Source organism: Bradyrhizobium sp. Tv2a-2, assembly GCF_000472425.1.
Taxonomy (GTDB): Bacteria; Pseudomonadota; Alphaproteobacteria; order Rhizobiales; family Xanthobacteraceae; genus Bradyrhizobium.
In genome coordinates this window covers 172,077-198,458 of the sequence record NZ_AXAI01000006.1, presented here as the reverse complement: position 1 = coordinate 198,458, position 26,382 = coordinate 172,077, and the positions used below count along the sequence as shown (strand labels likewise).

Genomic DNA, 26,382 nt, shown 5'->3' with positions numbered 1-26,382 from the left:
ACACCCCTATGAGCGATGGATTTAAAAACTAAATGACATGGCCGGCCTTACCCCAATTAACGGCGATAATCCGGTGCCCCTGTGGCCCGTTTGCCAGAGAGCGAGCTATCATAGGCCTGGCGGCAGCTCCCCTTGCTGTCATATGAGCGCAGAACCCCGCTCTTGTTCCTTTCGCAGGAGCCGGCGGGTGGTCTTGTCACTGAACATATTTCGACCAGGGAGAGATCAGGGTCGCATCCCCTCCGATAGACCCGGCTTCGGCCCGATCGCGCGCGCACGGTCTCGGCGAGATCACGAACGCGCGTCATGTAGGGTTGAAGAAGTCTGCGCGCATGGGCGATACCGGCTCGCGCGTCATTGACGTCAATCCGCCTCGGCAAGGGAGTCGCATCCAGTTGGCGATCCACCGCGCGGATCAATTGGTTATAACAGGGGTCGAATTGAGGGACGAATGAACCTGCAGCAGATCCGAATTCTGGGTGAGGCGCTTCAGCGCGACCTCAATCTGACGGAGGTCGCAAAAGCGCTCAACACGTCGCAATCGGGCGTCAGCAAGCACATCATGGACCTCGAGCTCGAGCTTGGCGTCTCGATCTTTGTCCGCCACGGCAAGCGCATCGTCGCGCTGACGGAGCCGGGCAAGGAGCTTGCGCCGCTGGTGGAGCGCATTCTCGTCGATCTCAAGAACATCAGAAGCATCGCGACGCATTTCAGCCAGCAGGACGTCGGCCGGCTGACGTTGGCCACGACCCACACCCAGGCGCGCTATTCGCTGCCCTCCATCGTCTCGAAATTCAAGCAGGAGTTTCCCGGCGTGGAGCTCGTGCTGCATCAGGGTGGGCCTGCCGAAATCGTGGCCCTGATGATGTCTGGGCAAGCCGATATCGCCGTCGCGACCGAAGCGCTTGATGGCATCCCCGAACTCGTCACCTTCCCTTACTATCGCTGGCACCATGCGGTGATCGTACCCACGGGACACCCCCTGCTCAGCTGCGATCCTCTGACCATCGAAAGCATTGCAGAATTTCCCATCGTCACGTACAGCGAGGGTTTCACCGGTCGCGCCCGTGTGGACCAGGCCTTCGCCAAAGCCGGTCTCACGCCGAACCTCGCGATCTCCGCCATCGACGCCGACGTGATCAAGACCTATGTCGAGCTCGGGCTCGGCGTTGGCATTGTCGCGGCCATGGCCGTCAAACCTGACGGCGAAGGCGCCTTGCGCGTGCTGCCGAGCGAGCATCTGTTTGAAGCGAACACGACGCGGGTCGCTGTCCGGCGCGGCACCTTCCTGCGCGGCTATGCCTGCCGCTTCATCCAGCTTTGCGCGTCCGCGCTTTCGGAAGCCGACATCCGCAAGGCGGTGCAGGCACGGGGTTAGCGCACACGACTTTGCACAGCCGGCCGAGACCGCTCCTTCGGAGCGGGACAATGGTCGTGGTCTTCTTTCAAAATCGCCACCGCGTTAAGGTTTATCGGTTAGCCTAACAACAGGCTTGAGTTGCGTGAACCGATCCATCGTCTACCGTCGTGATGCCGGATGATTCCCCAAATATCCGGTCCCACCCAAGGCGAAGCCGTCGAGCGCAAACCGCTTGGCGGCTTTGTCGTAAGTTGCCTGCACCAGCGCAGCGTTGCGGCATGGGCGCACCTCAAAGCCCCGGTCGGCCGGTCGTCGAGCGTATCGAGCGATCAGCCGGCCCCCCCCGGGAAAGGCATTTGATCCAAGGACGCTTGCAGCCGCATGCTCGCTCGAGATGATGCGCTGTCTGAACCCTGTCGGTGAGAGGCCATTGAGGTCACCGTCCCCGACGGCCCTATCGGCCTGAGCGGAGGCACGGCGGGACCGTCGGTCGACCGGAGTGGGTGGGGTCGGGAGGTCCAGCGGGCTCGGCAAGGCTAGCCTCTTGGCGTCTGCGAACGAGCGCCCAAAAGAGGTAATAAGAGAGGGCTAAATTCAATGGTGCTTCCTTAAGCTACCGATGATTTAATTTGCCCGGCCGCACCGCCGCGCGGCCGGGCAGCCGGGCGCTGCGCCTGTCATCAAACCCCAGGGCACGAGGGCCCGGCTGCCACCTTTTAAAGCACCGCGCGGCGTGCGCTAAGACGCAGCAAACAGGTGGTAGGTCGAATTGTGCTGACTGTTGCAGCTTAGCGACGCGCTCCGGCGCGCCCGGGCGGCAAAACCGATCGGCTGACCGCACGCCGCTTCCCAGGCCTTAACGGAGCCGCTGCTTCGAAGGGCTTATGTCAATCCAGCGAGACAGGCACGACGCCCGCCTTCATCATTCCGAGCGCCCGGGCCGCGCTGGCCGAAAGGTCGATGATCCGTCCGCGAATGAATGGGCCTCTGTCGGCCACTCGGCAGGAGATCGAGCGTCCGTTCCAAGATACTCTGACGACGCTGTTGAACGGTCGGGTTCGGTGTGCACACGTCAGCTCACCGGGGCGACCACGATTGCCATAGCTGTAGTATGAGGCCAGGCCACTCTCTGCTCGAGTTTCCGAAACAAGGGCGGCAAAAAGAAATAGAAAGAACAGGATAAGTTGGCTGCTGTACATGCGACACCTTGCTTGCAGCCTGCCCGTTCGACGATAATTCGTCTGGTTTGGTTTCGTTCCGTAGCGCCGCGATCCCCTTAAGCCTTAGCTCGCCCGGCGCACTTCGACAAACAAAAGCGCGTCAGCGCAAAAGCCAAGTTGGGCTCCTCCGGATCCCGTTTGGAGAGTCACCTGCCGGATTCTCCGGCCAACGTGCGATAGCGCTTGGCGGGCCGCTGAAGCAACTCCCGCTTTTGCCTTGGCGGTCGCGAGGTCAATTGATACTCGGCTGCGCTTTCATATCCCGAGTCAGGCGCGCCACCCGGCGGACACCCTCCCAAAGCTCGATCGTCTGATGAGCCTCAAGCAGCTCCCGAACCCTATCCTCTGCATCCTCGTCGTTCGCGCATTGGAGCTCATAGGTCGCGTTGGCGATCCCAGATACATCAACGGCATAGGCAATATAGCGCGTCATAGGCTACTTTCGAACTTCATCGAGATAAGTAAAGCGGACGAGGAATGACGTCTGCTGGTCGTAGGACCAGCCCTGAAAGTGACCTCTATGCTCCCGGTCTGTGTCTTCCTCGTGGCCAGGGAACAATCTTCTCACCGTGCGAGGTAGGCAGCCGGGTAGCGCCCAATCTGGCGGGCCCTTCAAAGAGTGCCTTGCTCTCAATTCTCTTAGGCTGGAGGTGCCCCGTCACCACCTCAGTGCAGCCGTGTGCACCGGCGCGTCCCACAGCGTGGCCAGCCTGTCATCCAGCGTTGTGAGCGTGATCGAGCACCCCGCCATATCCAGCGAGGTCACGTAGGAGCCGACCAGCGAGCGCGCGATCGCCACACCGCGCTTGGCCAGGATATGCCGCGCCGCGTCGTACATCAGGTAGAGCTCGAGCGAGGGCGTGCCGCCGAAGCCGTTGACCAGCAGCAGCGCAGGACCCGATAAGCCGCCGTCGTAATCGCTCAGGATCGCGCCGACCATCTGCTCGGCGATATCGTTGGCCTCCGTCAGCTTCACGCGCTTGCGGCCCGGCTCGCCGTGAATGCCAACTCCCATCTCCATCTCGTCCTCGGGCAACGAGAAGGTGGGTGTGCCGGCCGCCGGCACCGTACAGCTCGTCAACGCCACGCCGATGGATTTGGTCCTGGCATTGACCTCCTCGGCGAGCTTCACGCAACCCTGCAGGTCCATCCCCTGCTCCGCCGCGGCGCCGACGATCTTCTCCACCACCAGCGTACCCGCCACGCCGCGCCGACCGGCGCTATAGGTCGATTTGTCGACGGCGACGTCGTCATTGGTGATCACGCTTGCCGCCTGGCCCTCGAAGATTTCCGCGGCCATCTCGAAATTCATGCAGTCACCTGCATAATTCTTGACGATGAACAGGACGCCGGGCCTGCCGCCGACGGCGGTCGCGGCTTCCACGATCTGGTCCGGCGTTGGCGAGGTGAAAATCTGTCCGGGACAGGCGGCATCCAGCATGCCCCTGCCTACGAAACCCGCATGCAGCGGCTCGTGTCCGCTGCCACCGCCGGAGACCAGCGCGACCTTCTGCAGGTTCGGCGCGCTGCGCCGCACGAATTTCCGCTCCGCGCCGAGTGCGACGATATCGGCATGCGCCGCAGCAAAGCCGTCCAGGCTCTCCGCCAGCATGCCGTCGACGGAATTGATGAACTTCTTCACGCGTCCCTCCCAAATTCTGTATCTTCTGGTGCTCCTTTTCGGAGCTATTTTTCGTCTTGCATGATCGCGATCAATCGTCTGCTAAACTCCTGCAACAGCGTATCGAGCTGCGCATTCTTCTTGGCGCTGCCGAGATCAGGCAGATGCAGCGTCAGCATTCGCTCATGCGAGCCCTGGCTCAGCCGCCCGATGCGCCGCGGATGGGCGCGCGCGTAGGCGCGCAGGAACTGCGCCCTGGCCTGCGGCGGAAAATGGCAGACGTCGAAAATGGTGGCGAGGTGCTGCACCGGAATCGGCACCGGATAGGCCGGATTGGAAATCTGGCTAACAAAGCTGCGGTTCTTGCCCATGGCATGCGCAAGTCGGATGCGCATGCCGGAGGGCCGGCTGTCCAGCACGTCCTTGAAGATGCGCTTGTAGGCCGCAACCGCGCCAGCATCGCCGTCTGCATCGACCGCCATGTCAGCCACCGCTTCCTCCACGGCTCAACCGGTCGATGGTCTGCTTGATCTGCGCCAGCGAAGGCGCATTCACCGATAGCTCGCGCAACCCGCAATATAATAGCTGCGGCACGCAGCGCGGCTCGCTTGCCATGTCGCCGCACAGGCTGACGGGAGCGCCCGAGCGCCTGCCGTGCTCGGCTGTACGAACAATCAGTTCCAGGACGGCCGGATGCAATGGATCCATCAAGGTGCCGAGGGCTCCGTTGGAGCGGTCGCAGGCAAGGACATATTGCGCCAGATCGTTCGAGCCGATGGAAAAGAACGAGGCCTTGAAATCGCCGATCGCCATGGCAGCCGCCGGCACCTCGACCATGATTCCAAGCTCCGGCAGCATCGTGGCAATACCCTGCGCCTGCAAGTCCGCGACCGCTTCCGCAAACAGCGCGCGCGCCGCCTCCAACTCCGCCGGCACGGTGACCATCGGAAACATCACCTTGAGATTTCCACGCACTGCCGCCCGCGCCAGAGCGCGCAACTGCACTTTGAACAGATCAGGCCGGGCGAGACACAGCCGCAAACCCCGCAAACCCAGGAACGGGTTGGCCTCGCCTTCGGGTGTAAATCCAGCGACCGGCTTGTCGCCGCCGGCGTCGAAGGTGCGAATCGTCACCGGCTTCTTGTCGGCCCAGCGCAGCACCTCGTCATAGGCCCGATACTGGGTTTCCTCGTCGGGCATGCCGCCGGGCGCCGACAACAAGAACTCCGTCCGCATCAGGCCGATGCCGTCGGCATATTGGGCATCCGCGTGATCGAGGTCCTCGACTCGCTGGATGTTGATCAGGAGCCTTATCCGCTCGCCGCGCCAGGTCGCTGCCGGCCGCCGCAGGATCGCACGCGCGGAGGCCCTGCTCTTGCGATGTGCCTCGCGTCGCCGCTCGAACAGCGTGATCTGCTCTGCGCCCGGATCGAGCTCGAGCGTGGCACTCTCGCCGTCAAGCAGCGCGGTTGCCGCATCCGGCAGCGCGCCGAGCTGCACCACCATGGGAATTCCGCGGGCGCGGGCCAGCATCGCAACATGGCTGGTCGGGCTGCCACGAAGCAGCGCAAGTCCGCCGCCGGGAGACCAGTCGATCTCCAGAAAGCGCGACGGCGGCAGATCCTCGGCGCAGACCACGGCTCCGCCAGCAATCTTCGGCGCGTGCTTCTCGCCGCCACGGAGGATGCGGAGCACGCGGTCGCGCAAATCGGCAAGATCGGCCGAGCGCGCCTGCAGATACTCGTCGGAGGCTGCATTGTAGTCCGCAATCTGTTCGTCGAGCGCCGACGCCCACGCTTTGTCGGCAGCAGCCCCCTCGCCGATAGTGGCGAAGATCGGATCGATAAAGTCCTCGTCCTCCAGCAGCGCGACCTGGAATTCCAGAATCTGCGCCGCCTCGCCACCTGCGGCAGCCGCAAGCTCGGCGATCTGTTCGCTCGCAGATTCGATCGCCTCGCGAAGCGCCAGAACCTCGTCTTCCGGCTCGCCGGCAACGCGCACGCTGTTCTGGCTAGCACTGATGCGGACGAAGGGCCCACGCGCAAAACCAATCGAGGCGGTCCTGCCGCGAAAGCTGAGCCCTGCCACATCCGCGCGCATGGTCACGAACCCGCATCCGGAAAATCGGTGGCGACGAGGTCGATCAGCGCGGCGACCGCGGCCTCGGCGTCGTCGCCATGCGCCTTGATCTCGATGATGGAATCGCGCGGGGCGCGCAGCGCCATCACCTTGGCGACGCTCTTGGCATTGATCCAATCGGCCGCCTCGGAGGCGCGGACAGATATCTGGGCCTGGAAACGCTTGGCAAGCTTGGTCAGTTTCACCGCCGGGCGGGCGTGCATGCCGACGGCATGCACCAGCCTCACCTTGCCAGTGACGAATGGGCCATCTGCGGACGTCTCGAGCATATCCATATCCAATCTTCGCTATCCTCTCCGGCCTTATCAGCCGGCAGTCAGTTCCTCGGCAACCGCCCTCACCTGCTCCAGCGAGCTGCCGCCGGCCGCCTCAGTTGCAGCCATCACCGCGCCCTCCACGATGGGCGCGTTGCAGACGACAACCATCTTCCGCCGCTCCGGCTCCAGCATCTCCACTGCCATCTCGCTGTTGGTCTCGGCGCCGCCGAGATCGACCAGGATCGCAACTCCCTTCGTCGACCAGGCGTCGTTGATGGCGTCGATGATCCCCGGGACATTGGTGCCGAGCCCGCCGTCGGGATCGCCGCCGCAGAATGCGACCTTCACTTCGCTGCCGACCATCTGCCGCACCATGTCGGCAGTGCCCTTGGCGATGTCCCTGGAGTGGGAGACGATCACAATGCCGACCGTGTCGCTCATTGCCGCGCCTCCAGCGTGCTGCAAACAGCGTGCAGCAGCAGGCAGCTCGATTTCGCGCCGGGATCGACATGCCCGACGCTGCGGGCGCCCAGGAACGAGGCGCGTCCCTTGGTCGCCTGCATCGGCGCGGTGCGCGCCACCGCTTCGCTGGCGGCGGTCCGCACCCGCTCGATCAGATCCTCGCGGCCGGCATCCGCCTTCAAGGTCTCAAGCACGGGAACAAGCACATCGAGCATGGTCTTCTCACCCGCGTGCGAGCGACCCCGTGCGCTCACGGCATTGACGCCGCTGCCGAAGACATCAGCCAGATCCTCCGGCAGCTTCTTCCCCGCGAGCGCCTCGCCGGCGGCAAGGAAGAACGAGCCGTAGAGCGGCCCCGACGCGCCGCCCACCGTCATCACCAGCGTCTTTCCGATGGTTTTAAAGGCTTCGTCCAGCGGCTGTGCGCCGATCGTGTCGAGCTTGCTCAGCACGGCCTCGAAGCCCCGTTTCATGTTGGTGCCGTGATCGCCGTCGCCGATCGCCTGATCGAGCGCGGTGAGTTCCGGCGCGCTGGCGATCACCTGCTCGGCGGCCACCTTGACCAGGGACTTGAAGGTGTCGGGTTGCAGCGTCATCAGATCAAAACCTCATTGCATCGGCCCCGGGGATCCGCCGTCCTGCCGCATCGAAACAAAGCGGGTGGTTGAGATGGAGCTCGACCTCCTCGCCGGCATCGAGCGTCTGGTGCGGATCGGCCAATGTGACCAGCATCTCGCCCTTATAGGAGAGATGCACGTGATTCTGCTCGCCCAGATGCTCGACGCGATGGACCCGACCGATCAAGTTGCCGCCATTACGCTTGCCGATTTCGAGATGTTCGGTACGGATGCCGATCGTCTCCGTACCGACAGGCAACGCCACGTCCGGAACGAGACGCGCGGGCAGGAAGTTGATCGGCGGTGTGCCGAGCCTGGACGCCACATAACGGTCGGCCGGACTTTCATAGATCTCGCGCGGCGAGCCGAGCTGAAGCAGCTTGCCGTCCCGGATGACGCCAATCCGCGAGGCCATGGTCATGGCCTCGACCTGATCATGGGTGACATAAAGGATGGTTGCCCCCAGCTCGATCTGGATCCGCTTCAACTCCAACCGAAGCTCGGCGCGCAGCTTGGCATCGAGCGACGACAAGGGCTCATCCATCAGATAGATCGCGGGATCGCGCACCAGTGCACGACCGATCGCGACGCGCTGCATCTCACCGCCGGAGAGCCGTGTGGCCGGATTGTTGAGCTTGCTCGCGATATGCAGGAGTTCGGCCGTCTGCTCGACGCGCTTCTTGATCTGCGGCTCGGGCACGCGGCGCGCGGGCGAGCGCAGCGGAAAGGCCAGATTGTCGTACACGCTCAGATGCGGATAGAGCGAGTATTGCTGGAACACGAAGGCAATGTCGCGCGCGCCGGGCGGATCGCGCGTCACGTCGCGGCCATCGATCAGGATCGCGCCGGCATCCGGCTGCTCGAGCCCGGTGATCAGGCGCAGGGTCGTGGTCTTGCCGGCACCGCTCGGCCCCAGCAGCACGACGAACTCGCCGTCGTTCACCGTGAACGACAGGTCGCACACGGCCTCGGTCGTGCCAAAGCGCTTGCCGATGTTGCGCAGGCTGACGTCAGCCATGGCCGGCACCTCCAGAATTCGCGGTGCGGATCGCCGAGCCGCTTGTGGCGTCGAACAGCGCCAGGCGCTCGGCACGGAAGTTGAGACCGATCGCTTCGCCGACCCCGACATGCAGACTCGAAGGCAGCCGCGCCGCCACGCGGCCGTAAGGTGTATCGACCGTGACGATCTGGGTGGTCCCGAGATATTCCGCACCGAACACGCGGCCCTTGACCGGCGCGCTGTCAGAGAAGCGGATGTGCTCCGGTCGCACGCCGAGCACCAACGGACCGGCAGCGCGCGCCTCGCGTATCTCGGGAACCGCAATGCTGGTGTCGTGGAAATTGACCGTCTGATCGCCGGGCCTGAGACCTCCTTCAAATTTCAGGAAATTCATCGGTGGCGAGCCGATGAAGTCGGCGACGAACAGGCTCGCCGGCCGATCGTAGATTTCCTGCGGCGCGCCGATCTGCTCGACACGGCCGCCGTTCATCACCGCAATCGTGTCGGCCATCGACATCGCCTCGAGCTGGTCGTGGGTGACATAAATCGTGGTGGCATGAATGCGGTCGTGCAGGTCGCGCAGTTCGCTGCACATCAGGTGGCGGAACTCGGCATCGAGCGCGCCCAGCGGCTCGTCCATCAGGAACGCCTTGGGCCGCCGCACCATGGCGCGGCCGAGCGCCACCCGCTGCCGGTCGCCGCCGGACAGTTTTGAGGTCTTGCTGGACAACAGATGCTCGATGCGCAGCAGCCGCGCAGTCTCTGCGACCCGCGCCCGGATTTCGGAGCGTCTCATGCCGGCGCATTTCAGGGGAAAGCTGATGTTCTCAGCCACGTTCATATGTGGATAGAGCGCGAACAGCTGGAATACGAAGGCGATGTCGCGGGCGGCAGCGCGGCGGAACGTAACGTCCTCGCCATCGAGCAGCACGCGCCCGTCGGTCGGCAGCTCAAGCCCAGCGATCATTCGCAGCGTCGTGGTCTTGCCACAGCCGGAGGGACCGAGCATGGCGAAGAACGAGCCATCGGGAATCGTGAAGTTCGAGCCCTGCACGGCAGTGAACTGATCGAAGGATTTGCGTAAATTCTCGACGCGGATCTCGGCCATCGCCCTACTCCGGAAAATGGCTGACGACGACAAAGCCGAGCGTGCCGGCCAGGATCGTCACGAAAGAATAGCTGTAGAGATCCAGCGACCAGGGCTGCACCAGCATGACCATGCCGCCAGCGATCAGGGCCATGGCGACCGTCTCCCAGGGACCGCGCCGGAACCAACGCGCCAATCCGCTTTTGCCGATTGCAACGGTTCTCATTTCCGCACCGCTCCAAAGGTGATACCGCGCAACAGGTGCTTGCGCAGGAGAATGGTGAACAGCACGATCGGCACGACGAACAGCGTCGTCGCAGCCGCGACCGCCGGCCAGTCCTGGCCACCCTCGCCGATGATGAAGGGAATGAACGGCGGCATGGTCTGCGCCTCGCCGCTGGTGAGCAGCACGGCAAAGGCATATTCGTTCCAGGAAAAGATCAGGCAGAAGATCGCGGTCGCAGCAATGCCCGTCACCGCCTGCGGCAGCACCACCTTGCGCAGCGCCTGCAGCCGCGTGTAGCCGTCGACCAACGCGGCCTCTTCGTATTCGCGCGGGATCTCGTCGATGAAGCCTTTCAACAGCCACACCGCGAGTGAGACGTTCACCGCCGTATAGAGCAGGATCATGCCGAGCTTGGTGTCGGTCAGATTGAGCTGCCGGTACATCAGGTAGATCGGAATCGCGACCGCGACCGGCGGCATCATCCGGGTCGACAGGATGAAGAACAGCAGATCATCGGCGAGCGGAATCCTGAAGCGCGAGAAGGCGTAGGCCGCGAGCGTGCCGAGAAAGACCGCGAGGAAGGTCGAGCCAAAGCCGATGATCAGGGAGTTGACGAACCGCGGCACGACTTTCGAGGGTCCCGCAATCACCATGTCATGCTGGCGCACCAGTCTGTCGTACCAGGTGGTCGCCGGCGGCAGCTTGGCAATGAAGTCCGGCGTCTGCCGCGTGCGCACAGTGAAGAGATTCACATAGCCTTCCAGCGTCGGCTGGAACAACACCTTCGGCGGATAGGCGATCGCATCGCTCTGCGACTTGAACGCGGTCGCGCCGATCCAGAGCAGCGGCAGGATCGAGATCACGGCATAAAGGATGACCAGCGTGCCGGCGACGGCCTTGGCCCGCGGCGTGGCCTCGACAATGGAATGTGCGGTTGATGTGCGAAGCGCAGTCATCGTTGCTTCACCCGGTTGAGCGCCTTGACATAGATGTTGGCCGCGCCGAACACCGTCACGAACAGGATGATGGCGAGCGCGGATGAATAGCCGGTGCGCCATTTCTCGAACGCGGCGCGCTTCAAGGTGATCGAGACCAGCTCGGTGGTCGAGCCCGGACCGCCCGAGGTCAGGAGGTTGACCATGTCGAACATCTTGAAGTTCTCGATGGCGCGGAACAGCACCGCGAGCATCAGGAACGGCACCGTCATCGGCAGCGTGATCGACCAGAACTGCCGCCAGGGCGAAGCGCGGTCGACCTCGGCCGCCTCATAGATGTAGTCCGGGATCGAGCGTAGCCCCGCGAGACAGATCAGCATCACGTAAGGCGCCCACATCCAGGTATCGACCAGCACGATGGTCCAGGGCGCTAGCGCCACCTCGCCGGTCATGGAGAACGAGCTTGGCGGCACGCCGGTGAAGAGGCTGACGAGATAGTTGAACGGGCCGATCTGCGGCTGGAATAGAAGCGTCCAGAAATTGCCAACCACCGCGGGCGAAAGCATCATCGGGAGAAGGATGATGGTGGTCCAGAAGCTGTGACCGCGGAAGCGCCGGTTGATGAGCAGCGCAAGGCCAAAGCCGACGATCACCTGCAGCGCGACCGAGCAAATGACGAAGCGCGCGGTGGTCTGCAGGCGGGCCCAGACGTCCTCGTCGGTGAGGATGTCCCGGAAATTGTCGAGACCGACGAACCGCAGCGGCAGGTAGGACATGCTGAGGTTGAGGCTCGTAAACGAGAGCCGGATCATCCAGATCAGCGGAAAGATGTTGATCGCGAGCAGAAGGGCGATCGTGGGGCCTACGAACAGCCAGGCGATCGAGCGGTCGGACAACCCCCGCCCCCGCCAGGCGGAGCCGGATTTCGCTGGCGGAGCGTGGGTCACCGAGGCGTGGTCAGGATGAATGATCGTGGTCATCTTGCACTTGGAAGGGCTGATCGAGCTTCCCCGGATCGAAGGCCCCGGGGAAACCCATTTACATTTGCGATCAGGCCGACGTCATTCCGACGCCACCGTCTTGCCCTGCTCGCCAAAGACCTTGGTCCAGTCCTTGACCAGCAAATCGAGCGCCTGCTGCGACGTGCCCTTGTCGGCCACGACATAGTCATGCACCCGCTTCTGCATGTCGAGCAGCAACTGCGCGTAGGAGGGCTCAGCCCAGAAGTCCTTCACGATCGCCATCGACTCCAGGAATTGCGGAGCAAACGGCGCGCTCTTCGGGAAGTCCGGCGCATCGACCACTGCCTTGAGCGCGGAGTAACCACCGAGCTGCCACCACTTCTGCTGCACGGCGGGCTGCGCGAACCATTTGATATAAGCGAGCGCGTCGTCCTTGCGGTCGGAGGTCGCGACAACAGAGATGCCCTGCCCGCCGAGCTGGGTGAAGTGCGCCTTGGGACCGGCCGGATTGACAAAGAAGCCGATCTTGTCGCCGCCGACATTCGGATCCTTGTAGAGGCCGGGGAAGAAGGCGAACCAGTTCATCTGCATCGCCACCTGGCCCGACTTGAAGGCGTCAAGGCCCTCCTGCATGTAGGCATTGGTCATGCCGGGCGCGGTGCAGCACTTATAGAGCTCCTTGTAGAACTCGAGCCCCTTCGCAGCGTCAGCCGAATTGACGTAACCCTGCATCTGGTACGCCTTCTTCGGGTTCTCATACTGGAAGCCGTAGTTATACAGAACATTGGTCACGCCCATGGTGATACCTTCCGAGCCGCGCTCGGTGAAGATGTAGGCACCATAGACCTTCTTGCCGTCGATCTCGCGGCCCTGGAAGAATTCGGCGATCTGCTTCAGCTCCTCATAGGTCTTGGGCGGCGCGAGGTCGCGGTTGTATTTGGCCTTGAAGGCGGACTGGATTTCAGGACGCGAGAACCAGTCCTTGCGGTAGGTCCAGCCGACGGCGTCGGCCATGGCCGGCAGCGCCCAGTAGTTCGGCGTGTTCTTCGGCCACTCCGAGTAGCCGACCACCGTCGCCGGGACGAAGTCGTCCATCGAGATCTTCTCCTTGTCGAAGAAGTCGTTGAGCTTGACGTACCAATGGTTTTCCGCGGCGCCGCCGATCCACTGGCTGTCGCCGATGATCAGGTCGCACAGCTTGCCGTGCGAATTGAGCTCGTTGAGGAAGCGGTCGGCATAGCTCGTCCAGGGCACGAACTCGTACTTCATCTCGATGCCGGACTGCTTGGTGAAGTCCTTGCCGAGCTCAACCAGCGCATTGGCGGGATCCCAGGCCGCCCAACACAGCGTGAGCTGCTTGCCTTCCGCGCGCGCCGGCCCGCTTAAGAGAGCCGACGCCGCAACGCCCGCGAAGAGAGCAAGCGCGCCGCCCGCCCACTTCGACCACCTTCCAGTCGCAGATTTTCGCATGTGCTTTCCTCTCGTGACGCATTCCCTTGCCGCAATCGGAAGCGCCCCGGTCCGAGTGGCGGCTTGTTCATCGAAGCCTTTGAGGGCTTCAAGCGAAGGGGGTTGCCGAGCAGGAGCACGCGCTCGCGCGCATCAAGCGCGAGCGTGATCATCCTTGGGCCGCCTCCAGGCGCGATGTTCAGTTTAGTTTAATACTAAACATCCGATACCAGTTTGCGAAAGCCGTCAAGTGGGATTTGCGGTCTCACCGTTCGTCTCGCGATTCAAGATAGGCCTGCTGCACTGCGATCTCTTGCATGCATCGCGATCGAAGTGGTGCGGCGCGCTGGCGGAAACGGCCGAGTGATTGATTTGTCAGATGTTTATTAAACGTCGCGCGCTAAACGCGACGGCAACGTGTTTGCTTCGCGGCCGCAGCATCGGACGCTGCGAGCCAACGCGAGATGGTGTCTATCAATGGGGAATGCGCGGAGCCGCCACTGGCCGTCAAAATCTGGCGAAGCGGCCGCTCGCATCGGCTGACGAACCAAGTCGTCGTCAGCGTGGGCTTAGGCACCGGAGGCTGCGCGCTTTTATGCCCGCTTGGCCTCGGCTCTGGATCGCCGAACGAGGCTGCCGCTCCTGCGGCATGCGCTCCGGTTCAGCGCCTGCCATTGAAGGGCGCCGCGCGACGGCGCCCGTGGAAAAAGGGCGCTGCCCTCAAAGCAAAAGGCCCCCGGTTGCGGGGGCCTTTATTCTTAGACGGCGTCCTTCGCGGCCTTGACCGGCCTTGCGCGGACGATCTTGCGCGCCGGCTTGGCCTTGAACATCATCTCCTCGCCGGTGAAGGGGTTGGTGCCCTTGCGCGCCTTGGTCGCCGGCTTCTTGACGACCACGAACTTCGCGAAGCCCGGCACCAGGAACACGCCGTTCTTCTTGAGTTCCTTGTGGCCGACATCGACCATGGTATCCAGGACGTTCTTCACGTCACGCTTGGAAAGTTCGGTTGCCGTCGAGAGTTTCTCGAGCAGCTGCGATTTGGACAGTTGGGTAGCCATTGTGTCTCCTCTGATTCGTCCGCTGGCGATATTAAACGAACCGGCAAAATCCTAGAGTCTTCTGCGCAAAAATGTTGGATTTTTCCGGGGATTTTCGGCCTTTTTTGTTCATCAGGGCCGAGAAAGCACGCTCCCGCAGGCATTTTTGAGCCTTTCACGCGCTGCAGCGTGCCTCAAGCCGTCTTTAGACAGATTCGCCCGAACGCGCCAAACCCCTATTTTGGCAGGCTTTCGAGCCGCTCGCGATAGGCCTCGAAGCCCCTGACGAGCTCCCTGCCCTCCAGCCATTGGCCCGCCTCGTTCATGAGCCCCGCCTCCAGCATGGCGGCGGCGCACGGCCAGTGCAGGTCGACCCACCGCGCGACCTCAGGCTCGGGCATCCCCTCCCGCCTGCAGATCCGCGCCGCCATCTCGCGCGCCAGGGGCTCGATATTGGAGTTCATGCGGCGCGCGATTAGCCATGAGGAGCGCCGATTTCAAGGCGGGGCGGTTGCTGCGAAAGTCCTATTCAAGTGTCAAAGAGCCGCCGATTGGCAGCCTCCTGGTTCGAGACGCGCGATGCTGCCGCGCTCCTGGCCATACTTCTGAAACGAAGAATATATTCTATACATTACGGATTGACGGGATTTTTGGCTCGGCGCGCCCGTCGGGCAAAATCAGATGAGCTGCCGCATTGCCTCCCGCGCGCTCGCGACGCATAGTGCGTGCGTCACTAATTCGGCCTGACACTCCGACATCCGCGGCCTGACATGAACAGCGAACGCCGAATGAACCGCAGGACCCGCCTGCCCCTCGCAATCGCGCTTCTGGCCCTCGTTGCCTCGCCGGCGCTTGCGCAAAGCTCAGTTGGAGGGCCGACCAAGCCGATCAACCATGTCGGCGGCGCGACCAATCACCCCAACCCGGTGATCCCGCCGGCAAAAGGCGCGACGGCCAACGCCACGCCGTCCAACCCGACATCGACCAAAAATCCGCCGAACCCGACGTCGATGAAGAAGAAGTAGAGCGGACAACTCCGCGACCGCCAGCACGCCTCAACCGGATCAAAATCCCGTCGCGACCGGTAGCTTGTCGATTGAACGCAGGCCCGGTCGGCGGCGCCAGCGCACGTCCCTGGGCTTGACGGCAAGTTGCAATCTCGGCCAGCGCGTGAATAGTGCCTGCAAGCCGCAGCCCGCCTCGATCCGGGCGAGCTGATGGCCGAGGCAGAAATGGATGCCCGTGCCGAAAGCAAGATGCCGGTTGGGCCGGCGCGTGAGATCAAGCTGATCGGACTGATCGTTGGCGGCCGGATCGAGGTTCGCCGCGACGATCATCGCCATCACCCGGTCTCCTTTCTTCAGCTTGACCCCATCGAGCACGAGATCCTCGCGCACATAGCGCGGTTTTGAAAACTGCACCGGCGCGACGAAGCGCAGGAACTCCTCGATGGCAAGGCTGAGGCCGCTCCAGTCCGATGTGAGCCTGGCCCGTTGCGCCGGATCCTTCAGGAGCTCGAAGGTGGCACCGCTGATCAGATGCGTCGTCGTCTCCGATCCCGCGACCAGGAGCAGGAACAGCATCGACACCATCTCATCGCCGCTGATGCGTTTCCCCTCGCTCTCGACCCGCACCAATTCGGCGATCAGGCCCTCGCCGCCTTGCGCGCGAGCCACGGCAAGCCGGCCCTCGAAATAGCGGCGCATCTTCTTTATCACGCGCATCATGAGGAAGAAGCTGATCGGCCCCTTGAGACGGCCCATCGCGTTTGCCCAGGCGATGAATTGCGGCCGGTCCGCCTGCGGCAGGCCGAGCAGCTCGCAGATCACCGACAGCGGCAGGATGCGCGCATAGCGAAGGACCAGATCAGCAGGCTCGCCATCCGCAAACAACTCGTCGGCGAGACGGTCCGCGATCGCGTGAATATGCGGCTCCATGTCGAGCACGGCACGACGGCGGAAGGCCTCGTCGACGATCCCGCGCAGGCGCGTGTGATCCGGCTCGTCCACCGTGAGCATGTTGTTGGCGAGCACAGTGACGGAGGTCGGCATCCACCAGCGCAAGCCGGCGACGGTGCTATCCTCCTTGCGCAACGTGAAGTTCTCGGAATCCTTCAGGACGCGCGCCGTCGCCTCATAGGTTGTGGTGACCCAGACCCGTCCCGTGACCGGAAAAGTGGCGGCAACCAAAGGCGCGATCGTGCGCAGTCGCGCTACCGCCGCGCCGGGATCGCGGAAAAATGCTTCGCTTGCGAAGTCGACAGGCTCCGTCATGGATCGCTTCCGAACGGCTCGCCCGGAAGATGGGACGCGATACCGCCCGGACAAGGGATGGAACTGAAAGGATTTGCCAGGCTGTTGCTGCCGGAACGCTCGCCGCGGCTCGAAGCCACGACACCATATGGTTAACGCGATTTTAACATCTGCCGCGACACTCTGCCCCAGGGGCGAACATCGCACCCTGGGAGTGCCAATGTTCGATACGATCATTCTGGTGACGGGCGACCGCGAGCACGCTGCTCTATCCGCGGCGCTGCTTGGCCACAATCCGCAACTCGTGATCCGCCCGATCACGGCACCCAGCCAGTTTGCCGCACTCGATGCGGACGAGCTCGCCCGCAGCCGCCTCATCGCCTTTGCAACGCCCCTGATCGTGCCGGCGCAGGTGATCGATGGGCTCGGTTTCGGCGCGTACAACTTCCATCCCGGCCCGCCGCGCTATCCCGGCTGGGCGCCGGCGCATTTCGCACTGTACGAACAGGCATCCGAATTCGGCGCCACCGCGCATGTCATGGTCGACAAGGTCGACGCCGGACCGATCGTGAGCGTGGTGCGGTTTGCAATCCCGTCGCAAATCGACGCGGCCGGCCTTGAGGGTCTGGCCTATGCCCATCTCGCGCGGTTGTTCTGGAATCTCGCCGAGCCGCTCGCCTGCGCAAGCACCCCGCTGCCGGTTTCCGATGTCCCGTGGAACAGCAGGAAATATTCGCGCCGAGCCTACCGCGCGATATGCGAAATTCCGCTCGACATCGACAAGGAGGATCTGCAGCTGCGGCTGCGCGTGTTCGGCGCAAATCATTTCGGCGTCGCCCCCACTATTCGCCTGCATGGCGTGGAGTTCAAGGCGACTTTGACGCCAGAGTGGGCCGTCAATAGCTAACATTCATAGTTGCGACGCCCCTCACGACGAGGCCGCAACCGTCCCGTGCAGCAGCTGGCTCCTGTACTGCCCTGGCGAGAGATTGAACCAGCGCTTGCAGGCGCGGAAGAAACTCGACTGGTCGGCGAAGCCGAGCAGATAGGCGGCCTGCGCCAGCGACAGATGGAGTCTGCCGAGATACTGGTCTGCAAGCTCGCGGCGGGTGTCGTCGAGCAGTTGCACGAAGGAGGTCCTCTCCTCCTCCAGCCGGCGCTGCAAGGTCCGCTCGCTCATGTGCAGCTCGCTCGCCACATCGTCGCGCCGCGGCTCGCCATCGGGAAGTTTTCTGACAATCGCCTCCCGCACCCGCGAGCTGGTCTGGGCGTGGTCGAATTGGCGCAGATATTCGCCGGCATAGCGCTCGTGCAGTTCGGCAAGCTGCGGGTTGAAGGTCGGAAGCTTGAGATCGAAATCGGCGCGGGAGAATGTCAGGCTGTTGCGTTCGGCATCGAAGGTCACATGGCAGCGGAACGCGGCACGGTAGGGCGCGAGATCGGGAGGAGCAGGATAGGCGAGTTCGATTGCGCGCGGCGAAACCTCGCTGCGCACGATCCAGCGGCAGAAGCTGACGACGGTGACGAAGATATATTCAATGCGCTGGCGCGGGATCGGCCGGTCGCCACCGAACAGCACGAAATCGAGACGATAGCCGTCGGCCTCCTCCGTCATGCTCATGGTCAGCGCGTCGGAGAGGATGAGGAGGTAGCGGATCAGCCGCTCGAAGGCCGAGCGGAGATCGCGGCAGGACATCATGGTGTAGCCGACCACGTCGAAGCTCGCGGGACGCGCCACCTCGTGCTGCGCTAGCGCGATCGCGGGGTTGCGCGTGCGCTCGACGGCAAGCTCCCAGAGATGGCTGAGTTTCTCGGTCACAAGCCGCGCGGAAGGCCCGTCCAGCGAAACCGGATCGATGCCCGCAGTCGCAAACAGCGCCGCGACGTCGAGCCCCTCGGAGGCCAGCATCTCCGCCATGCCTCTCACCCACACGGCCGATGTCGTCCGCCTGGTCATGCTTGCCCGATCATCCCCAACGCATCCCCTCCGCGCCATTGGCCTTGCCGGGCAATCAGAAGGGCACCGTTGGTCACTGACAGGCCTTACCCGGCCGGCTAAAGCCTTGGCCACAATATATGACACGAAATCGACCACCTCGCCACTTCGCGCGGGGCACAAATCAGGAGCGAGTGACCTTTTACAAGGCACCGATCTGCCACCGTCGTCGCCGGCGATGACATCGCGCCTGACGGCAAGGACAAGCGTCTTGCCGATGAGGCTGCTTAACGATTTGGTAAATGACCCGTTAAGCGGTCCCATGACAGCGCCGCTGCGCAGACAGGAATATCGACGGTTGCAGGTAACCCATGCCGGAAGTGCAGCGCAAACGCCGGATTACTCGCAACAATGCAGCAGATTTTACGCACTGGCGCGTCCGGCGGCTTAACAATTTCTCCAGTGACAACAGCCATAGTCATAGCCCACTTCATCTCGGACATGACCCAGGTTCAATTGCCGTGACATCCCTCGGACGTGTGATTTCGGTGCGCGGCTCGTTTGCGCGGGTCGGCATGCTGGCAACAAGCCACATGCCGCTTTCGGAGATGCGCGCGACTGTCGGCCGCTTTGTCTCCATCCGCTCGGGCACCTCAACCATCGTCGCCATGATCACCGACGTGTCCTGCGAGGACCTGCCGATCTCCGACACCTATGTCGCGACGGCCGGCGTCGACCTGCTCGGCGAAATCCTCTCGGGCGACCGCCCGAAGTTCCAGCGCGGCGTCACCAATTATCCGACCATCGGCGATGCGGTCGATCTGATCACCGCCCAGGAGCTGCGCACCATCTACGCGCCGACCGGCACAGATCAGATCAATGTCGGCACCTTGCAGCAGGACCGCTCGGTGACGGCCTATGTCGACGTCGAAGAAATGCTGTCCAAGCATTTCGCAGTGCTCGGCTCGACCGGCGTCGGCAAATCGACCGGCGTGTCACTGTTGCTCAACGAGATCCTGGTGGCGCGGCCGAACCTGCGCGTCTTCCTCTTGGACGTGCACAACGAATATGGCCGCTGCTTCGGCAGCCGCGCATTGGTGCTCAACCCGCGCAATCTGAAACTGCCGTTCTGGCTGTTCAATTTCGAGGAAATCGTCGACGTGCTGTTCGGCGGCCGCCCGGGTGTTGCCGAAGAGCTCGACGTGCTGGCCGAAGTGATTCCGCAGGCGAAGGCGCTTTATACCCAGTACCAGAACTCCGACCGGTTGGGGCTGAAGCGCTCCGATCCCAAGTCGGTGGGCTTTACCGTCGACACCCCCGTGCCGTATCGCCTGGTGGACCTGATCTCGCTGATCGACGAGCGCATGGGCAAACTGGAAAACCGCTCCTCGCGCATCATCTATCACAAGCTGATTTCGCGCGTCGAGGCCGTGCGCAACGATCCGCGCTACGGCTTCATGTTCGACAACGCCAATGTCGGCGGCGACACCATGGCCGAGGTCATCAGCTATCTGTTCCGCCTGCCGGCCAATGGCAAGCCGATGACGGTGATGCAGCTCGCCGGCTTCCCGGCCGAGGTCGTGGATTCCGTGGTGTCGGTGCTGTGCCGCATGGCCTTCGATTTCGGCCTGTGGAGCGACGGCGTCTCGCCGATGTTGTTCGTCTGCGAGGAAGCCCACCGCTACGCCTCTGCCGACCGCAGCATCGGCTTCGGGCCGACGCGAAAAGCCATCTCGCGGATCGCCAAGGAGGGGCGCAAATACGGCGTCTATCTCGGGCTGATCACCCAGCGGCCGGCCGAGCTTGATGCCACCATCATCTCCCAGTGCAACACGCTGTTCTCGATGCGCCTTGCCAACGAGCGCGACCAGGCATTGATGCGCTCGGCGGTCTCGGACGCAGCCGCGAACCTCCTGTCCTTCGTGCCCTCGCTCGGCACTCGCGAGGTGCTGGCCTTCGGCGAAGGCGTGGCGCTGCCGACCCGGCTGCGCTTCAAGGAAGTGCCGGCGCATCAATTGCCGCGCAGCGAAGCCACCATCGCGACCGTCCCATCGGTCTCCGCCGGCCATGACGCGCATTTCGTCGGCGCGGTACTGGAGCGCTGGCGCGGCGCCACCTCCAACCGGGACGCTGCGCCCAACGATCCCATGCTCGAGCGCGCACCCACTCCGCGCTCGCTCGCTTCGGTCGAAGCGCCCATGCTGCAGCCCTCGCAGGGCTTCGATCCCGACCGCTTCTCGCTGTTGAAGAAGCCGCTGCGGTAGTCCGAGCGGCCCGACGTCGCCCAAACTCAACGTTATCCCGGCACCGGCACCGCTCCTTATGAGCGGCTCCGATGGTATGGTTGTCACAAAACTGTCGTAACCCCATCTAACTCGGCTTCTATGCAATGAAGTCGTGTTTTTGCGTGCACTTAAGTATTCGACAGAAAAGGGGTTCTGCGATGCCGACAGGTAATGGTCAGGCTTCATTTCCAACCGACGAACTCGCCCCTTCATCGCATGAAGCCGAAGCGCATGAAGGTCACGCCCATGAGGGCGAAGATGATAGTGGGCTGAGAACGGCAGTTGCCACCGTTGCGGTTGTCGCCGTCGGCGCGGCCGTCTTCGAGGCAGCCTTGCTGCCCGGTATCGCTCTTGGCGTCGCGGCCGTCGCAGCGCCGAAATACCTTCCGCGCTTCGCCGGCGCGCTCAATCCGCTGTTCAAATCGACGGTCCGGGGCACCTACAAGCTGGCCCAGAAATCGAAGGAAATGTTCGCCGAGGCGCAAGAGCAGGTGCACGACATCGTCGCCGAGGTGAAGGCCGAGGGTGATGCGGCGGCCAAAGAGCCGGCAGCGAAGGAAGAGCCAGCGGCCAAGCACGCGGCCTGACGCGAGCCCACGAAGACCGGCCCGTCCGAACGACCATTGAACGGCTGGCCCCGCATCGACGGGCCAGAGCGCGGGATCAATGGCGCGGCCTCAGGGAGTGACCAGACACCGATGACGACGATGAAGGTGCAGATCGCCCACCAGGTCCCGGGCCGCATTCGCCTCAAAGTACCAAAGGTGAAAGAGAACCCGGAGCTGATCGAGCAGATCAGGCAGATGTTCAACGTGATCCCGGGCATCGAGCAAGTCACGGTGAATCCGACCACCGGCAGCGTCGTGCTGCATTACGACACCGACCGTCACGACCAGTTTCACGGCCACCTGCAGCACCATACGGGCGGCCATGATAAACCGCCGAACAACGAGATCGACTCGCTCGCCAACAAGATTGAGCAGGAAGCCGAATATCTCGCCGAGCACTCACATACCGCCAAGATCGTCGTCGATTATTTCAAGGACTTCGACCGCCAGATCAAAATCGCGACCGGCAACGTTATCGATCTGAAGATCGTGCTTGCCGCAGGGATCGCGGGTTTCACGATCTTCGAGGTCGGCGCCACCGCTGCCACTCCGGTCTGGGTCACGCTGTCGATCTTTGCGCTCAATCACATGATCCAGGCGAATATGGGCGAAGACGACGATCCGGAACAGGAGGAGGCTTTCGCGCCGGGCTGATCCTTGCTCAGGCCGGCCGGCCGAAATCGCAATTTCATGGAATATTCGCTCCGACATTCGATGCGGGGGCGCGTCAGGCTCAACGTCCCTGCGCTCGGCCGCAACCGGGGACTGGCCGAGAAAGTGCTCAACTGGCTGCGCGTGCAGTCCGGCGTGCGCAATGCGCGGATCAATTACGACTGCGCAAGCCTGGTGCTCGAATATGATCCGGCCCATGAGGCGACGCTGCTGGCGCTGCTCGAACGCTTCAAGAGCTTCAGCCTGTCCGAACTCAAGGCGTTCTGCGCACAGGCGCTGCTGGACACCCCGCCGGCCAAGCCGCCCGAGACGCCCAAGGATTCGCCGCTCGCGCTGCCCACCTTGTCGCTGTTGATGGCCTTCAGCGCCAATCCCGTGGTCACCGCGATCAACCTGCCGCTGATGCTATACAACGCGATCCCGATTGCAAAGCGCGCCTGGAAGGTCTGGGATACCGAGCACAGGCTTAATATCGACGTGCTCGACACGCTCGCCATCACCTCCTCGGTGCTGCAGGGCAATCCGCTCGCCGGCTGCATCGTCACCTGGCTGATCAAGCTCGGCGACTGGATCCGCGATCTCACCGCCGCCGGATCGCGGCGCGCCATCAGCGAGCTCCTGGAATTCCAGTCCAGGACGGCCTGGGTGCTGCTCGGCGACAAGGTGGTGTCGGTGCCCGCAACCGAGCTTAGGGCCGGCGATCTCGTGGTCGTCTATCCCGGCGAGATGATCCCGGTCGATGGCGAGATCATCGACGGCCACGCCACCATCGACCAAAAGACCATCACCGGCGAAGGCCTTCCCGTCAGCCGCGGCAAGGGTGAAGCGGCGTTCGCTGCGACCGTGATCCGCGAGGGCCAGATCACCGCGCGCGCGCTTCGGGTCGGCGCTGCGACCACTGCCGGTCAGATCGTGCGGCTGGTCGAGTCCGCGCCGATCGGCGACACGCGGATGCAGAACCATGCGGAGCGGTTCGCGGACCGGTTGGTGACCCCGACGCTGGCGCTCGCCGCCAGCACCGCGGCTATGACCGGCGACTTCAACCGCTTCCTGTCGCTCGTGATCGTCGATTACGGCACTGGCATTCGCGTGGCAGCGCCGACCTCGGTGTTGTCATCGATGACCCATGCCGCGCGCGCCGGCATCATCATCAAGAGCGGCGGCCATATGGAAAAGCTCGCGGACATCGACACAGTCGTGTTCGACAAGACCGGCACGCTGACCCACGGCCAGCCGGCGGTGATCGACATCATCTCCTACCAGGATTCCGTCACGCCGAACCACCTCCTCGGCCTCGCCGCCGCCGCGGAGACCAAACTGCAGCACCCGGTTGCCGTGGCCCTCCGCAGCAAGGCCACGCAGCTCGGCGTCAACGTGCCGCCCTGCAATGAAACCAAGTACCGGATCGGGCTCGGTGTCGAAGGCCAGGTCAACGGCTATTACCTCCATGTCGGCAATGAGCGCTTCATGCGCCAGAGCGACATTGCAACCGGCAAGTCGGCGCTTGATCGAGCCGGTCTCGATGAGCGGGGATTTTCGAGCCTCTATATCGCCGTTGACGGCCAGTTGGCCGGACTCGTGCCCTATTCGGATCAGATCCGCGACGAGAGCCGTCCGGTCATCAGATCGTTGCATGAGAAGGGCATCAAGAATACCATCATGCTGACGGGCGACAATGCGGTGGTCGCCCGCGCCGTCTGCGGCGATATCGGGTTGACGCGGCATTTCGCCGACATGCTGCCGGCCGACAAGGCCGGCGTGATCCAGGAGCTGCAGCGCCAGGGCCGGCGCGTCGCCATGGTCGGCGACGGCATCAACGATTCACCGGCGTTGAGCTTCGCCGATGTCGGCATTGCCATGAAGCACGGCGCGGAGGTGACGCACGAATCCGCCGACGTGATCCTCATGGAGGATTCGCTGTGGAAGCTCGTCAAGGCGATCGAGATTTCGCGAGGCGCGGTCAGCCTGATCAAGCAGAACTACGCCATCGTCGCCGCACTCAACACGCTGGCGCTCGCGCTTGCGCTTCCCGGCGGGCTGATCACGCCGGAAATGACGGCGCTGATCAGCAACGGCTCGGCGATCCTCGCCAGCGGCAACGGCATCCGCCCGATCCTGCGCTACCAATGAGCGATGATATCACCCTGTTTGCAATTGCCCCGGCCGATGACGCCGCACTGAAGAACGCGGTCAGATATCTGGAGGGCCGGAATTTCGCCGCGAAACTTGCCGACTATGCGGGTGTTCCGGTCAACCGCGTGTTCGGTTTCCTGCCGAAGGCCGTGAACCGGCAGATCAGCGGCATGGTGCGCAAGGCGGTCATGAAGGGACTGGAGGTCGCCGTCGATACGCTTGACGAGAAACCGCCGCGCACGCCGGCCATCGGCTTCTCCTCCTTTCTCGCGGGCGTCACCGGTGGCGTCAGCGGCCTGTTCGGTTTCGGCGCGCTGGCCGTCGAACTGCCGATGACGACAACCCTGATGCTGCGCGCAATCGCCGAGATCGCCCAACACCAGGGCGAGGACCTCTCGACTCTCGAGGCGCGGCTCGCCTGCCTCGAGGTGTTCGCCTACGGCGCCAAGCCGAATGCGGAGAACGTCGACGTCGGCTATTACGCCGCCCGCGCCTTGATCAGCAAATACACCCATGACATCGCGGCGCTGGCGCTGGAGCGCGGCGCCATCGACGCCTCCGCCCCCGTCGTCGCAAGCTTCATCAGCGAGATCGTCTCGCGCTTCGGCCTTGTCGTCTCCGACAAGGTCGCGGCCGGCACGCTGCCGGTGCTGGGCGCCGTCGGCGGTGCCACCGTCAACATGATCTTCATGGATCATTTCCAGCGGATCGCGCAGGGCCACTTCGCGCTGCGACGGCTCGAGCGCACCTATGGCAGCGCCAACATTCGTCAGCGCTACAATGAGCTGGCGTCGCTAAAGTCCGATGCCCTCCTCCGCTGATCTCGCCCCGCTCCGGACGCGTCGCGCCGTTGCGCCCGCTCCGAGCTCTGACGCCGACGACCGCCGGGCTGGCCTGCGGCGGATGCGCTTTTTTGCGACCGCCTTGCTTGTCCTGATGCTTGCGATCTTCATTCTGACCTCGGCCGGCGAGCGCCAGTGGCCCTGGCTCGCGTACCTGCGCGCCTTTGCGGAGGCCGGCATGATCGGAGCCTGCGCCGACTGGTTCGCGGTGGTCGCCCTGTTTCGCCACCCGCTCGGCCTGCCGATCCCGCACACGGCCATCGTGCCACACAGCAAGGAGCGCATCGGGATTGCCATCGGCCGCTTCATGGCCAACAACTTCCTCTCGCCCCGGGTGCTCGCGGACCGCATCAGGGACATCGATTTCTCCGGCTGTGTCGCGCGCTGGATCCTGCGCGGCGGCAATGCACGAAACGTCGCCCAGCGCGCCACCTTCTCGCTGCAGCGGGGCCTGCGCGCGCTGCCGCGGGACGATTTCAACGCCTTCATGAGCGACGCGGTCCGTCGTGGCATCGAAGCGATCCCCGCCGCCCCGCTCGCCTCTCGTCTGCTCTCACTGGTATGGGCGCATGGCGAGATGCAGACGGTCATTGAGCATATGCTCAGCCAGGCCAGCGCGGCGCTCGCCAAGAACCGCGAGGCCATCAAATCCAAGGTCTCGAAACAGACCTCGCGCCTGATTCCAAAATGGATCGACGGCATTCTCGCCGACAAGATCATCTCTGGCCTCACGCGCATTCTCGACGAGATGCGCGAGCCCGGCCATCCCTGGCGGGTCGAACTCGCCGCGACCGTGACGCGGCTGATCGACGAGCTCGCCAGTGATCCTGCGATGGCGGTGAAGGGCGAAGAGATCAAGGCAAAGCTTCTGAGCAATCCTCAAATTGCCAGCCAGATCGACGCACTCTGGGTCGGCATCGAAGGCCGGCTCGACGAGCCCGCGACGCAGGCGCGCCTCACCGAGATGCTCGAGCAGCTCCTTGTCGCGACCGGCGAGCGGCTGCTCAACGACGAAAGGATCCACAGCGGCGTCAACCGCTGGCTCCGTGTCGCGGTGCTGCGGGCCGTGGCGCCGCGCCGGGCCGAGATCGCCGGCTTCATCCGGAAAGTCGTCGAGAACTGGGACACCGAAACCCTGGTCGAGCGGATCGAGCTGCAAGTCGGACGCGACCTGCAATATATCCGCATCAACGGAACGCTGGTCGGCGGGCTTGTCGGCCTGTTGATCTTTGCGATCGCCCGGCAGTTTCAGTAGGGCAGCAGGCGGAACAGCGGCACCGCA

Annotated in this window: 28 protein-coding genes; 9 read left to right on the top strand and 19 right to left on the bottom strand. The window is 63.4% G+C overall.

The genetic code is table 11. The annotated features are described in order from the left end of the window. Positions 1-451: 451 nt before the first annotated feature. On the top strand, positions 452-1,378 hold the full coding sequence (locus A3AI_RS0114135) for a CysB family HTH-type transcriptional regulator (protein ID WP_024516212.1): 927 nt from the start codon (positions 452-454) through the stop codon (positions 1,376-1,378). Positions 1,379-2,247: 869 nt separating this feature from the next. Here A3AI_RS0114135 and A3AI_RS46225 read toward each other — a convergent pair. The 16 genes from A3AI_RS46225 to A3AI_RS0114055 form a co-directional block, all read right to left on the bottom strand. Continuing rightward, a complete protein-coding gene (locus A3AI_RS46225; RefSeq protein WP_024516211.1) occupies positions 2,248-2,559 on the bottom strand; it encodes a septal ring lytic transglycosylase RlpA family protein in 312 nt (103 codons plus the stop codon). 253 nt (positions 2,560-2,812) lie between these two features. After that, complete coding sequence (locus tag A3AI_RS0114125; RefSeq protein ID WP_024516210.1) at positions 2,813-3,013, bottom strand: hypothetical protein; 201 nt, start codon at positions 3,011-3,013, stop codon at positions 2,813-2,815. A 225-nt stretch (positions 3,014-3,238) separates the two neighbouring features. After that, complete coding sequence (gene dhaK, locus A3AI_RS0114120; protein WP_024516209.1) at positions 3,239-4,222, bottom strand: dihydroxyacetone kinase subunit DhaK; 984 nt, start codon at positions 4,220-4,222, stop codon at positions 3,239-3,241. 44 nt (positions 4,223-4,266) lie between these two features. Continuing rightward, positions 4,267-4,683, bottom strand: a complete 417-nt coding sequence (locus A3AI_RS0114115; RefSeq protein ID WP_036048265.1) for a hypothetical protein — start codon at positions 4,681-4,683, stop codon at positions 4,267-4,269. Position 4,684: 1 nt separating this feature from the next. Then, positions 4,685-6,301, bottom strand: a complete 1,617-nt coding sequence (ptsP, locus tag A3AI_RS0114110) for a phosphoenolpyruvate--protein phosphotransferase (RefSeq protein ID WP_036048262.1) — start codon at positions 6,299-6,301, stop codon at positions 4,685-4,687. A gap of 2 nt (positions 6,302-6,303) precedes the next feature. Then, on the bottom strand, positions 6,304-6,609 hold the full coding sequence (locus A3AI_RS0114105; protein WP_063615468.1) for an HPr family phosphocarrier protein: 306 nt from the start codon (positions 6,607-6,609) through the stop codon (positions 6,304-6,306). Positions 6,610-6,645: 36 nt separating this feature from the next. Further along, a complete protein-coding gene (gene dhaM / locus A3AI_RS0114100; RefSeq protein WP_024516205.1) occupies positions 6,646-7,038 on the bottom strand; it encodes a dihydroxyacetone kinase phosphoryl donor subunit DhaM in 393 nt (130 codons plus the stop codon). Further along, entirely contained in the window at positions 7,035-7,655 is a 621-nt protein-coding gene (gene dhaL / locus A3AI_RS0114095) for a dihydroxyacetone kinase subunit DhaL (protein ID WP_024516204.1), read from the bottom strand. The genes dhaM and dhaL overlap by 4 nt, the downstream gene beginning before the upstream one ends. Before the next feature lie 4 nt (positions 7,656-7,659). Further along, complete coding sequence (locus A3AI_RS0114090; RefSeq protein WP_024516203.1) at positions 7,660-8,694, bottom strand: ABC transporter ATP-binding protein; 1,035 nt, start codon at positions 8,692-8,694, stop codon at positions 7,660-7,662. Continuing rightward, positions 8,687-9,784, bottom strand: a complete 1,098-nt coding sequence (locus A3AI_RS0114085; RefSeq protein WP_024516202.1) for an ABC transporter ATP-binding protein — start codon at positions 9,782-9,784, stop codon at positions 8,687-8,689. Before A3AI_RS0114085 ends, A3AI_RS0114090 begins: the two co-directional genes overlap by 8 nt. A gap of 4 nt (positions 9,785-9,788) precedes the next feature. Next, a complete protein-coding gene (locus tag A3AI_RS0114080) occupies positions 9,789-9,989 on the bottom strand; it encodes a hypothetical protein (RefSeq protein WP_036048259.1) in 201 nt (66 codons plus the stop codon). Next, positions 9,986-10,945 (bottom strand): carbohydrate ABC transporter permease, encoded by a 960-nt coding sequence (locus A3AI_RS0114075; protein WP_024516200.1) that lies wholly within the window; start codon positions 10,943-10,945, stop codon positions 9,986-9,988. The genes A3AI_RS0114080 and A3AI_RS0114075 overlap by 4 nt, the downstream gene beginning before the upstream one ends. Beyond that, entirely contained in the window at positions 10,942-11,904 is a 963-nt protein-coding gene (locus A3AI_RS0114070; RefSeq protein WP_024516199.1) for a carbohydrate ABC transporter permease, read from the bottom strand. The genes A3AI_RS0114075 and A3AI_RS0114070 overlap by 4 nt, the downstream gene beginning before the upstream one ends. Before the next feature lie 81 nt (positions 11,905-11,985). Continuing rightward, positions 11,986-13,356: an ABC transporter substrate-binding protein gene (locus A3AI_RS0114065; protein WP_024516198.1), complete on the bottom strand. Its 1,371-nt coding sequence runs from the start codon at positions 13,354-13,356 to the stop codon at positions 11,986-11,988. A 737-nt stretch (positions 13,357-14,093) separates the two neighbouring features. After that, positions 14,094-14,393: an HU family DNA-binding protein gene (locus A3AI_RS0114060; protein ID WP_024516197.1), complete on the bottom strand. Its 300-nt coding sequence runs from the start codon at positions 14,391-14,393 to the stop codon at positions 14,094-14,096. Positions 14,394-14,608: 215 nt separating this feature from the next. Next, positions 14,609-14,836: a hypothetical protein gene (locus A3AI_RS0114055; RefSeq protein ID WP_024516196.1), complete on the bottom strand. Its 228-nt coding sequence runs from the start codon at positions 14,834-14,836 to the stop codon at positions 14,609-14,611. Positions 14,837-15,160: 324 nt separating this feature from the next. Here A3AI_RS0114055 and A3AI_RS0114050 point away from each other — a divergent pair, with 324 nt between their 5' ends. After that, positions 15,161-15,397 (top strand): hypothetical protein, encoded by a 237-nt coding sequence (locus A3AI_RS0114050; RefSeq protein ID WP_036048256.1) that lies wholly within the window; start codon positions 15,161-15,163, stop codon positions 15,395-15,397. A gap of 39 nt (positions 15,398-15,436) precedes the next feature. On the opposite strand, the gene A3AI_RS0114045 is transcribed toward A3AI_RS0114050, so the two are convergent. Continuing rightward, a complete protein-coding gene (locus A3AI_RS0114045) occupies positions 15,437-16,645 on the bottom strand; it encodes a cytochrome P450 (protein WP_024516194.1) in 1,209 nt (402 codons plus the stop codon). Positions 16,646-16,844: 199 nt separating this feature from the next. On the opposite strand from A3AI_RS0114045, the gene A3AI_RS0114040 reads away from it, so the two are divergent. Continuing rightward, the gene (locus tag A3AI_RS0114040; protein WP_024516193.1) at positions 16,845-17,531 is read left to right on the top strand and encodes a formyltransferase family protein; all 687 of its coding nucleotides are present in this window, start codon (positions 16,845-16,847) and stop codon (positions 17,529-17,531) included. 21 nt (positions 17,532-17,552) lie between these two features. On the opposite strand, the gene A3AI_RS0114035 is transcribed toward A3AI_RS0114040, so the two are convergent. Next, positions 17,553-18,542 carry an AraC family transcriptional regulator gene (locus tag A3AI_RS0114035; RefSeq protein ID WP_051382392.1) on the bottom strand — a complete coding sequence of 330 codons (990 nt, stop codon included), beginning with the start codon at positions 18,540-18,542 and terminating at the stop codon, positions 17,553-17,555. A 305-nt stretch (positions 18,543-18,847) separates the two neighbouring features. Next, positions 18,848-19,063, bottom strand: coding sequence for a hypothetical protein (locus A3AI_RS49315; protein WP_245286882.1), 216 nt, complete (start codon positions 19,061-19,063; stop codon positions 18,848-18,850). Positions 19,064-19,081: 18 nt separating this feature from the next. Between A3AI_RS49315 and A3AI_RS0114030 the strand changes: the two genes are divergently transcribed. From A3AI_RS0114030 to A3AI_RS0114005, 6 genes are all read left to right on the top strand, one after another. Continuing rightward, positions 19,082-20,824: an ATP-binding protein gene (locus A3AI_RS0114030; RefSeq protein ID WP_036048254.1), complete on the top strand. Its 1,743-nt coding sequence runs from the start codon at positions 19,082-19,084 to the stop codon at positions 20,822-20,824. A 179-nt stretch (positions 20,825-21,003) separates the two neighbouring features. After that, positions 21,004-21,432, top strand: coding sequence for a DUF5132 domain-containing protein (locus A3AI_RS0114025; protein WP_024516190.1), 429 nt, complete (start codon positions 21,004-21,006; stop codon positions 21,430-21,432). Between the two features lie 111 nt (positions 21,433-21,543). Next, positions 21,544-22,107 (top strand): HMA2 domain-containing protein, encoded by a 564-nt coding sequence (locus A3AI_RS45250; RefSeq protein WP_024516189.1) that lies wholly within the window; start codon positions 21,544-21,546, stop codon positions 22,105-22,107. Positions 22,108-22,143: 36 nt separating this feature from the next. Next, complete coding sequence (locus A3AI_RS0114015; protein ID WP_024516188.1) at positions 22,144-24,255, top strand: heavy metal translocating P-type ATPase; 2,112 nt, start codon at positions 22,144-22,146, stop codon at positions 24,253-24,255. Further along, entirely contained in the window at positions 24,252-25,079 is an 828-nt protein-coding gene (locus tag A3AI_RS0114010; protein WP_024516187.1) for an EcsC family protein, read from the top strand. Before A3AI_RS0114015 ends, A3AI_RS0114010 begins: the two co-directional genes overlap by 4 nt. Before the next feature lie 82 nt (positions 25,080-25,161). Next, positions 25,162-26,355 carry a DUF445 domain-containing protein gene (locus A3AI_RS0114005; protein WP_198030110.1) on the top strand — a complete coding sequence of 398 codons (1,194 nt, stop codon included), beginning with the start codon at positions 25,162-25,164 and terminating at the stop codon, positions 26,353-26,355. Positions 26,356-26,382 lie beyond the last annotated feature (27 nt).

Coding starts and splice junctions, on each gene's coding strand:
- A3AI_RS0114070 (WP_024516199.1), bottom strand. CDS start 11,904: ATGACCACGATCATTCATCCTGACCACGCCTCGGTGACCCACGCTCCG.
- A3AI_RS0114065 (WP_024516198.1), bottom strand. CDS start 13,356: ATGCGAAAATCTGCGACTGGAAGGTGGTCGAAGTGGGCGGGCGGCGCG.
- A3AI_RS0114035 (WP_051382392.1), bottom strand. CDS start 18,542: ATGGCGGAGATGCTGGCCTCCGAGGGGCTCGACGTCGCGGCGCTGTTT.
- A3AI_RS0114085 (WP_024516202.1), bottom strand. CDS start 9,784: ATGGCCGAGATCCGCGTCGAGAATTTACGCAAATCCTTCGATCAGTTC.
- A3AI_RS0114005 (WP_198030110.1), top strand. CDS start 25,162: ATGCGCTTTTTTGCGACCGCCTTGCTTGTCCTGATGCTTGCGATCTTC.
- A3AI_RS0114055 (WP_024516196.1), bottom strand. CDS start 14,836: ATGAACTCCAATATCGAGCCCCTGGCGCGCGAGATGGCGGCGCGGATC.
- A3AI_RS0114105 (WP_063615468.1), bottom strand. CDS start 6,609: ATGCTCGAGACGTCCGCAGATGGCCCATTCGTCACTGGCAAGGTGAGG.
- A3AI_RS0114045 (WP_024516194.1), bottom strand. CDS start 16,645: ATGACGGAGCCTGTCGACTTCGCAAGCGAAGCATTTTTCCGCGATCCC.
- A3AI_RS0114075 (WP_024516200.1), bottom strand. CDS start 10,945: ATGACTGCGCTTCGCACATCAACCGCACATTCCATTGTCGAGGCCACG.
- A3AI_RS0114025 (WP_024516190.1), top strand. CDS start 21,004: ATGCCGACAGGTAATGGTCAGGCTTCATTTCCAACCGACGAACTCGCC.
- A3AI_RS0114080 (WP_036048259.1), bottom strand. CDS start 9,989: ATGAGAACCGTTGCAATCGGCAAAAGCGGATTGGCGCGTTGGTTCCGG.
- A3AI_RS0114050 (WP_036048256.1), top strand. CDS start 15,161: ATGAACCGCAGGACCCGCCTGCCCCTCGCAATCGCGCTTCTGGCCCTC.
- dhaM (WP_024516205.1), bottom strand. CDS start 7,038: ATGAGCGACACGGTCGGCATTGTGATCGTCTCCCACTCCAGGGACATC.
- A3AI_RS0114010 (WP_024516187.1), top strand. CDS start 24,252: ATGAGCGATGATATCACCCTGTTTGCAATTGCCCCGGCCGATGACGCC.
- A3AI_RS0114125 (WP_024516210.1), bottom strand. CDS start 3,013: ATGACGCGCTATATTGCCTATGCCGTTGATGTATCTGGGATCGCCAAC.
- A3AI_RS0114115 (WP_036048265.1), bottom strand. CDS start 4,683: ATGGCGGTCGATGCAGACGGCGATGCTGGCGCGGTTGCGGCCTACAAG.
- A3AI_RS49315 (WP_245286882.1), bottom strand. CDS start 19,063: ATGTCCGAGATGAAGTGGGCTATGACTATGGCTGTTGTCACTGGAGAA.
- A3AI_RS0114090 (WP_024516203.1), bottom strand. CDS start 8,694: ATGGCTGACGTCAGCCTGCGCAACATCGGCAAGCGCTTTGGCACGACC.
- dhaL (WP_024516204.1), bottom strand. CDS start 7,655: ATGACGCTGCAACCCGACACCTTCAAGTCCCTGGTCAAGGTGGCCGCC.
- A3AI_RS0114015 (WP_024516188.1), top strand. CDS start 22,144: ATGGAATATTCGCTCCGACATTCGATGCGGGGGCGCGTCAGGCTCAAC.
- A3AI_RS0114135 (WP_024516212.1), top strand. CDS start 452: ATGAACCTGCAGCAGATCCGAATTCTGGGTGAGGCGCTTCAGCGCGAC.
- A3AI_RS46225 (WP_024516211.1), bottom strand. CDS start 2,559: ATGTACAGCAGCCAACTTATCCTGTTCTTTCTATTTCTTTTTGCCGCC.
- A3AI_RS0114040 (WP_024516193.1), top strand. CDS start 16,845: ATGTTCGATACGATCATTCTGGTGACGGGCGACCGCGAGCACGCTGCT.
- A3AI_RS0114060 (WP_024516197.1), bottom strand. CDS start 14,393: ATGGCTACCCAACTGTCCAAATCGCAGCTGCTCGAGAAACTCTCGACG.
- A3AI_RS45250 (WP_024516189.1), top strand. CDS start 21,544: ATGACGACGATGAAGGTGCAGATCGCCCACCAGGTCCCGGGCCGCATT.
- ptsP (WP_036048262.1), bottom strand. CDS start 6,301: ATGCGCGCGGATGTGGCAGGGCTCAGCTTTCGCGGCAGGACCGCCTCG.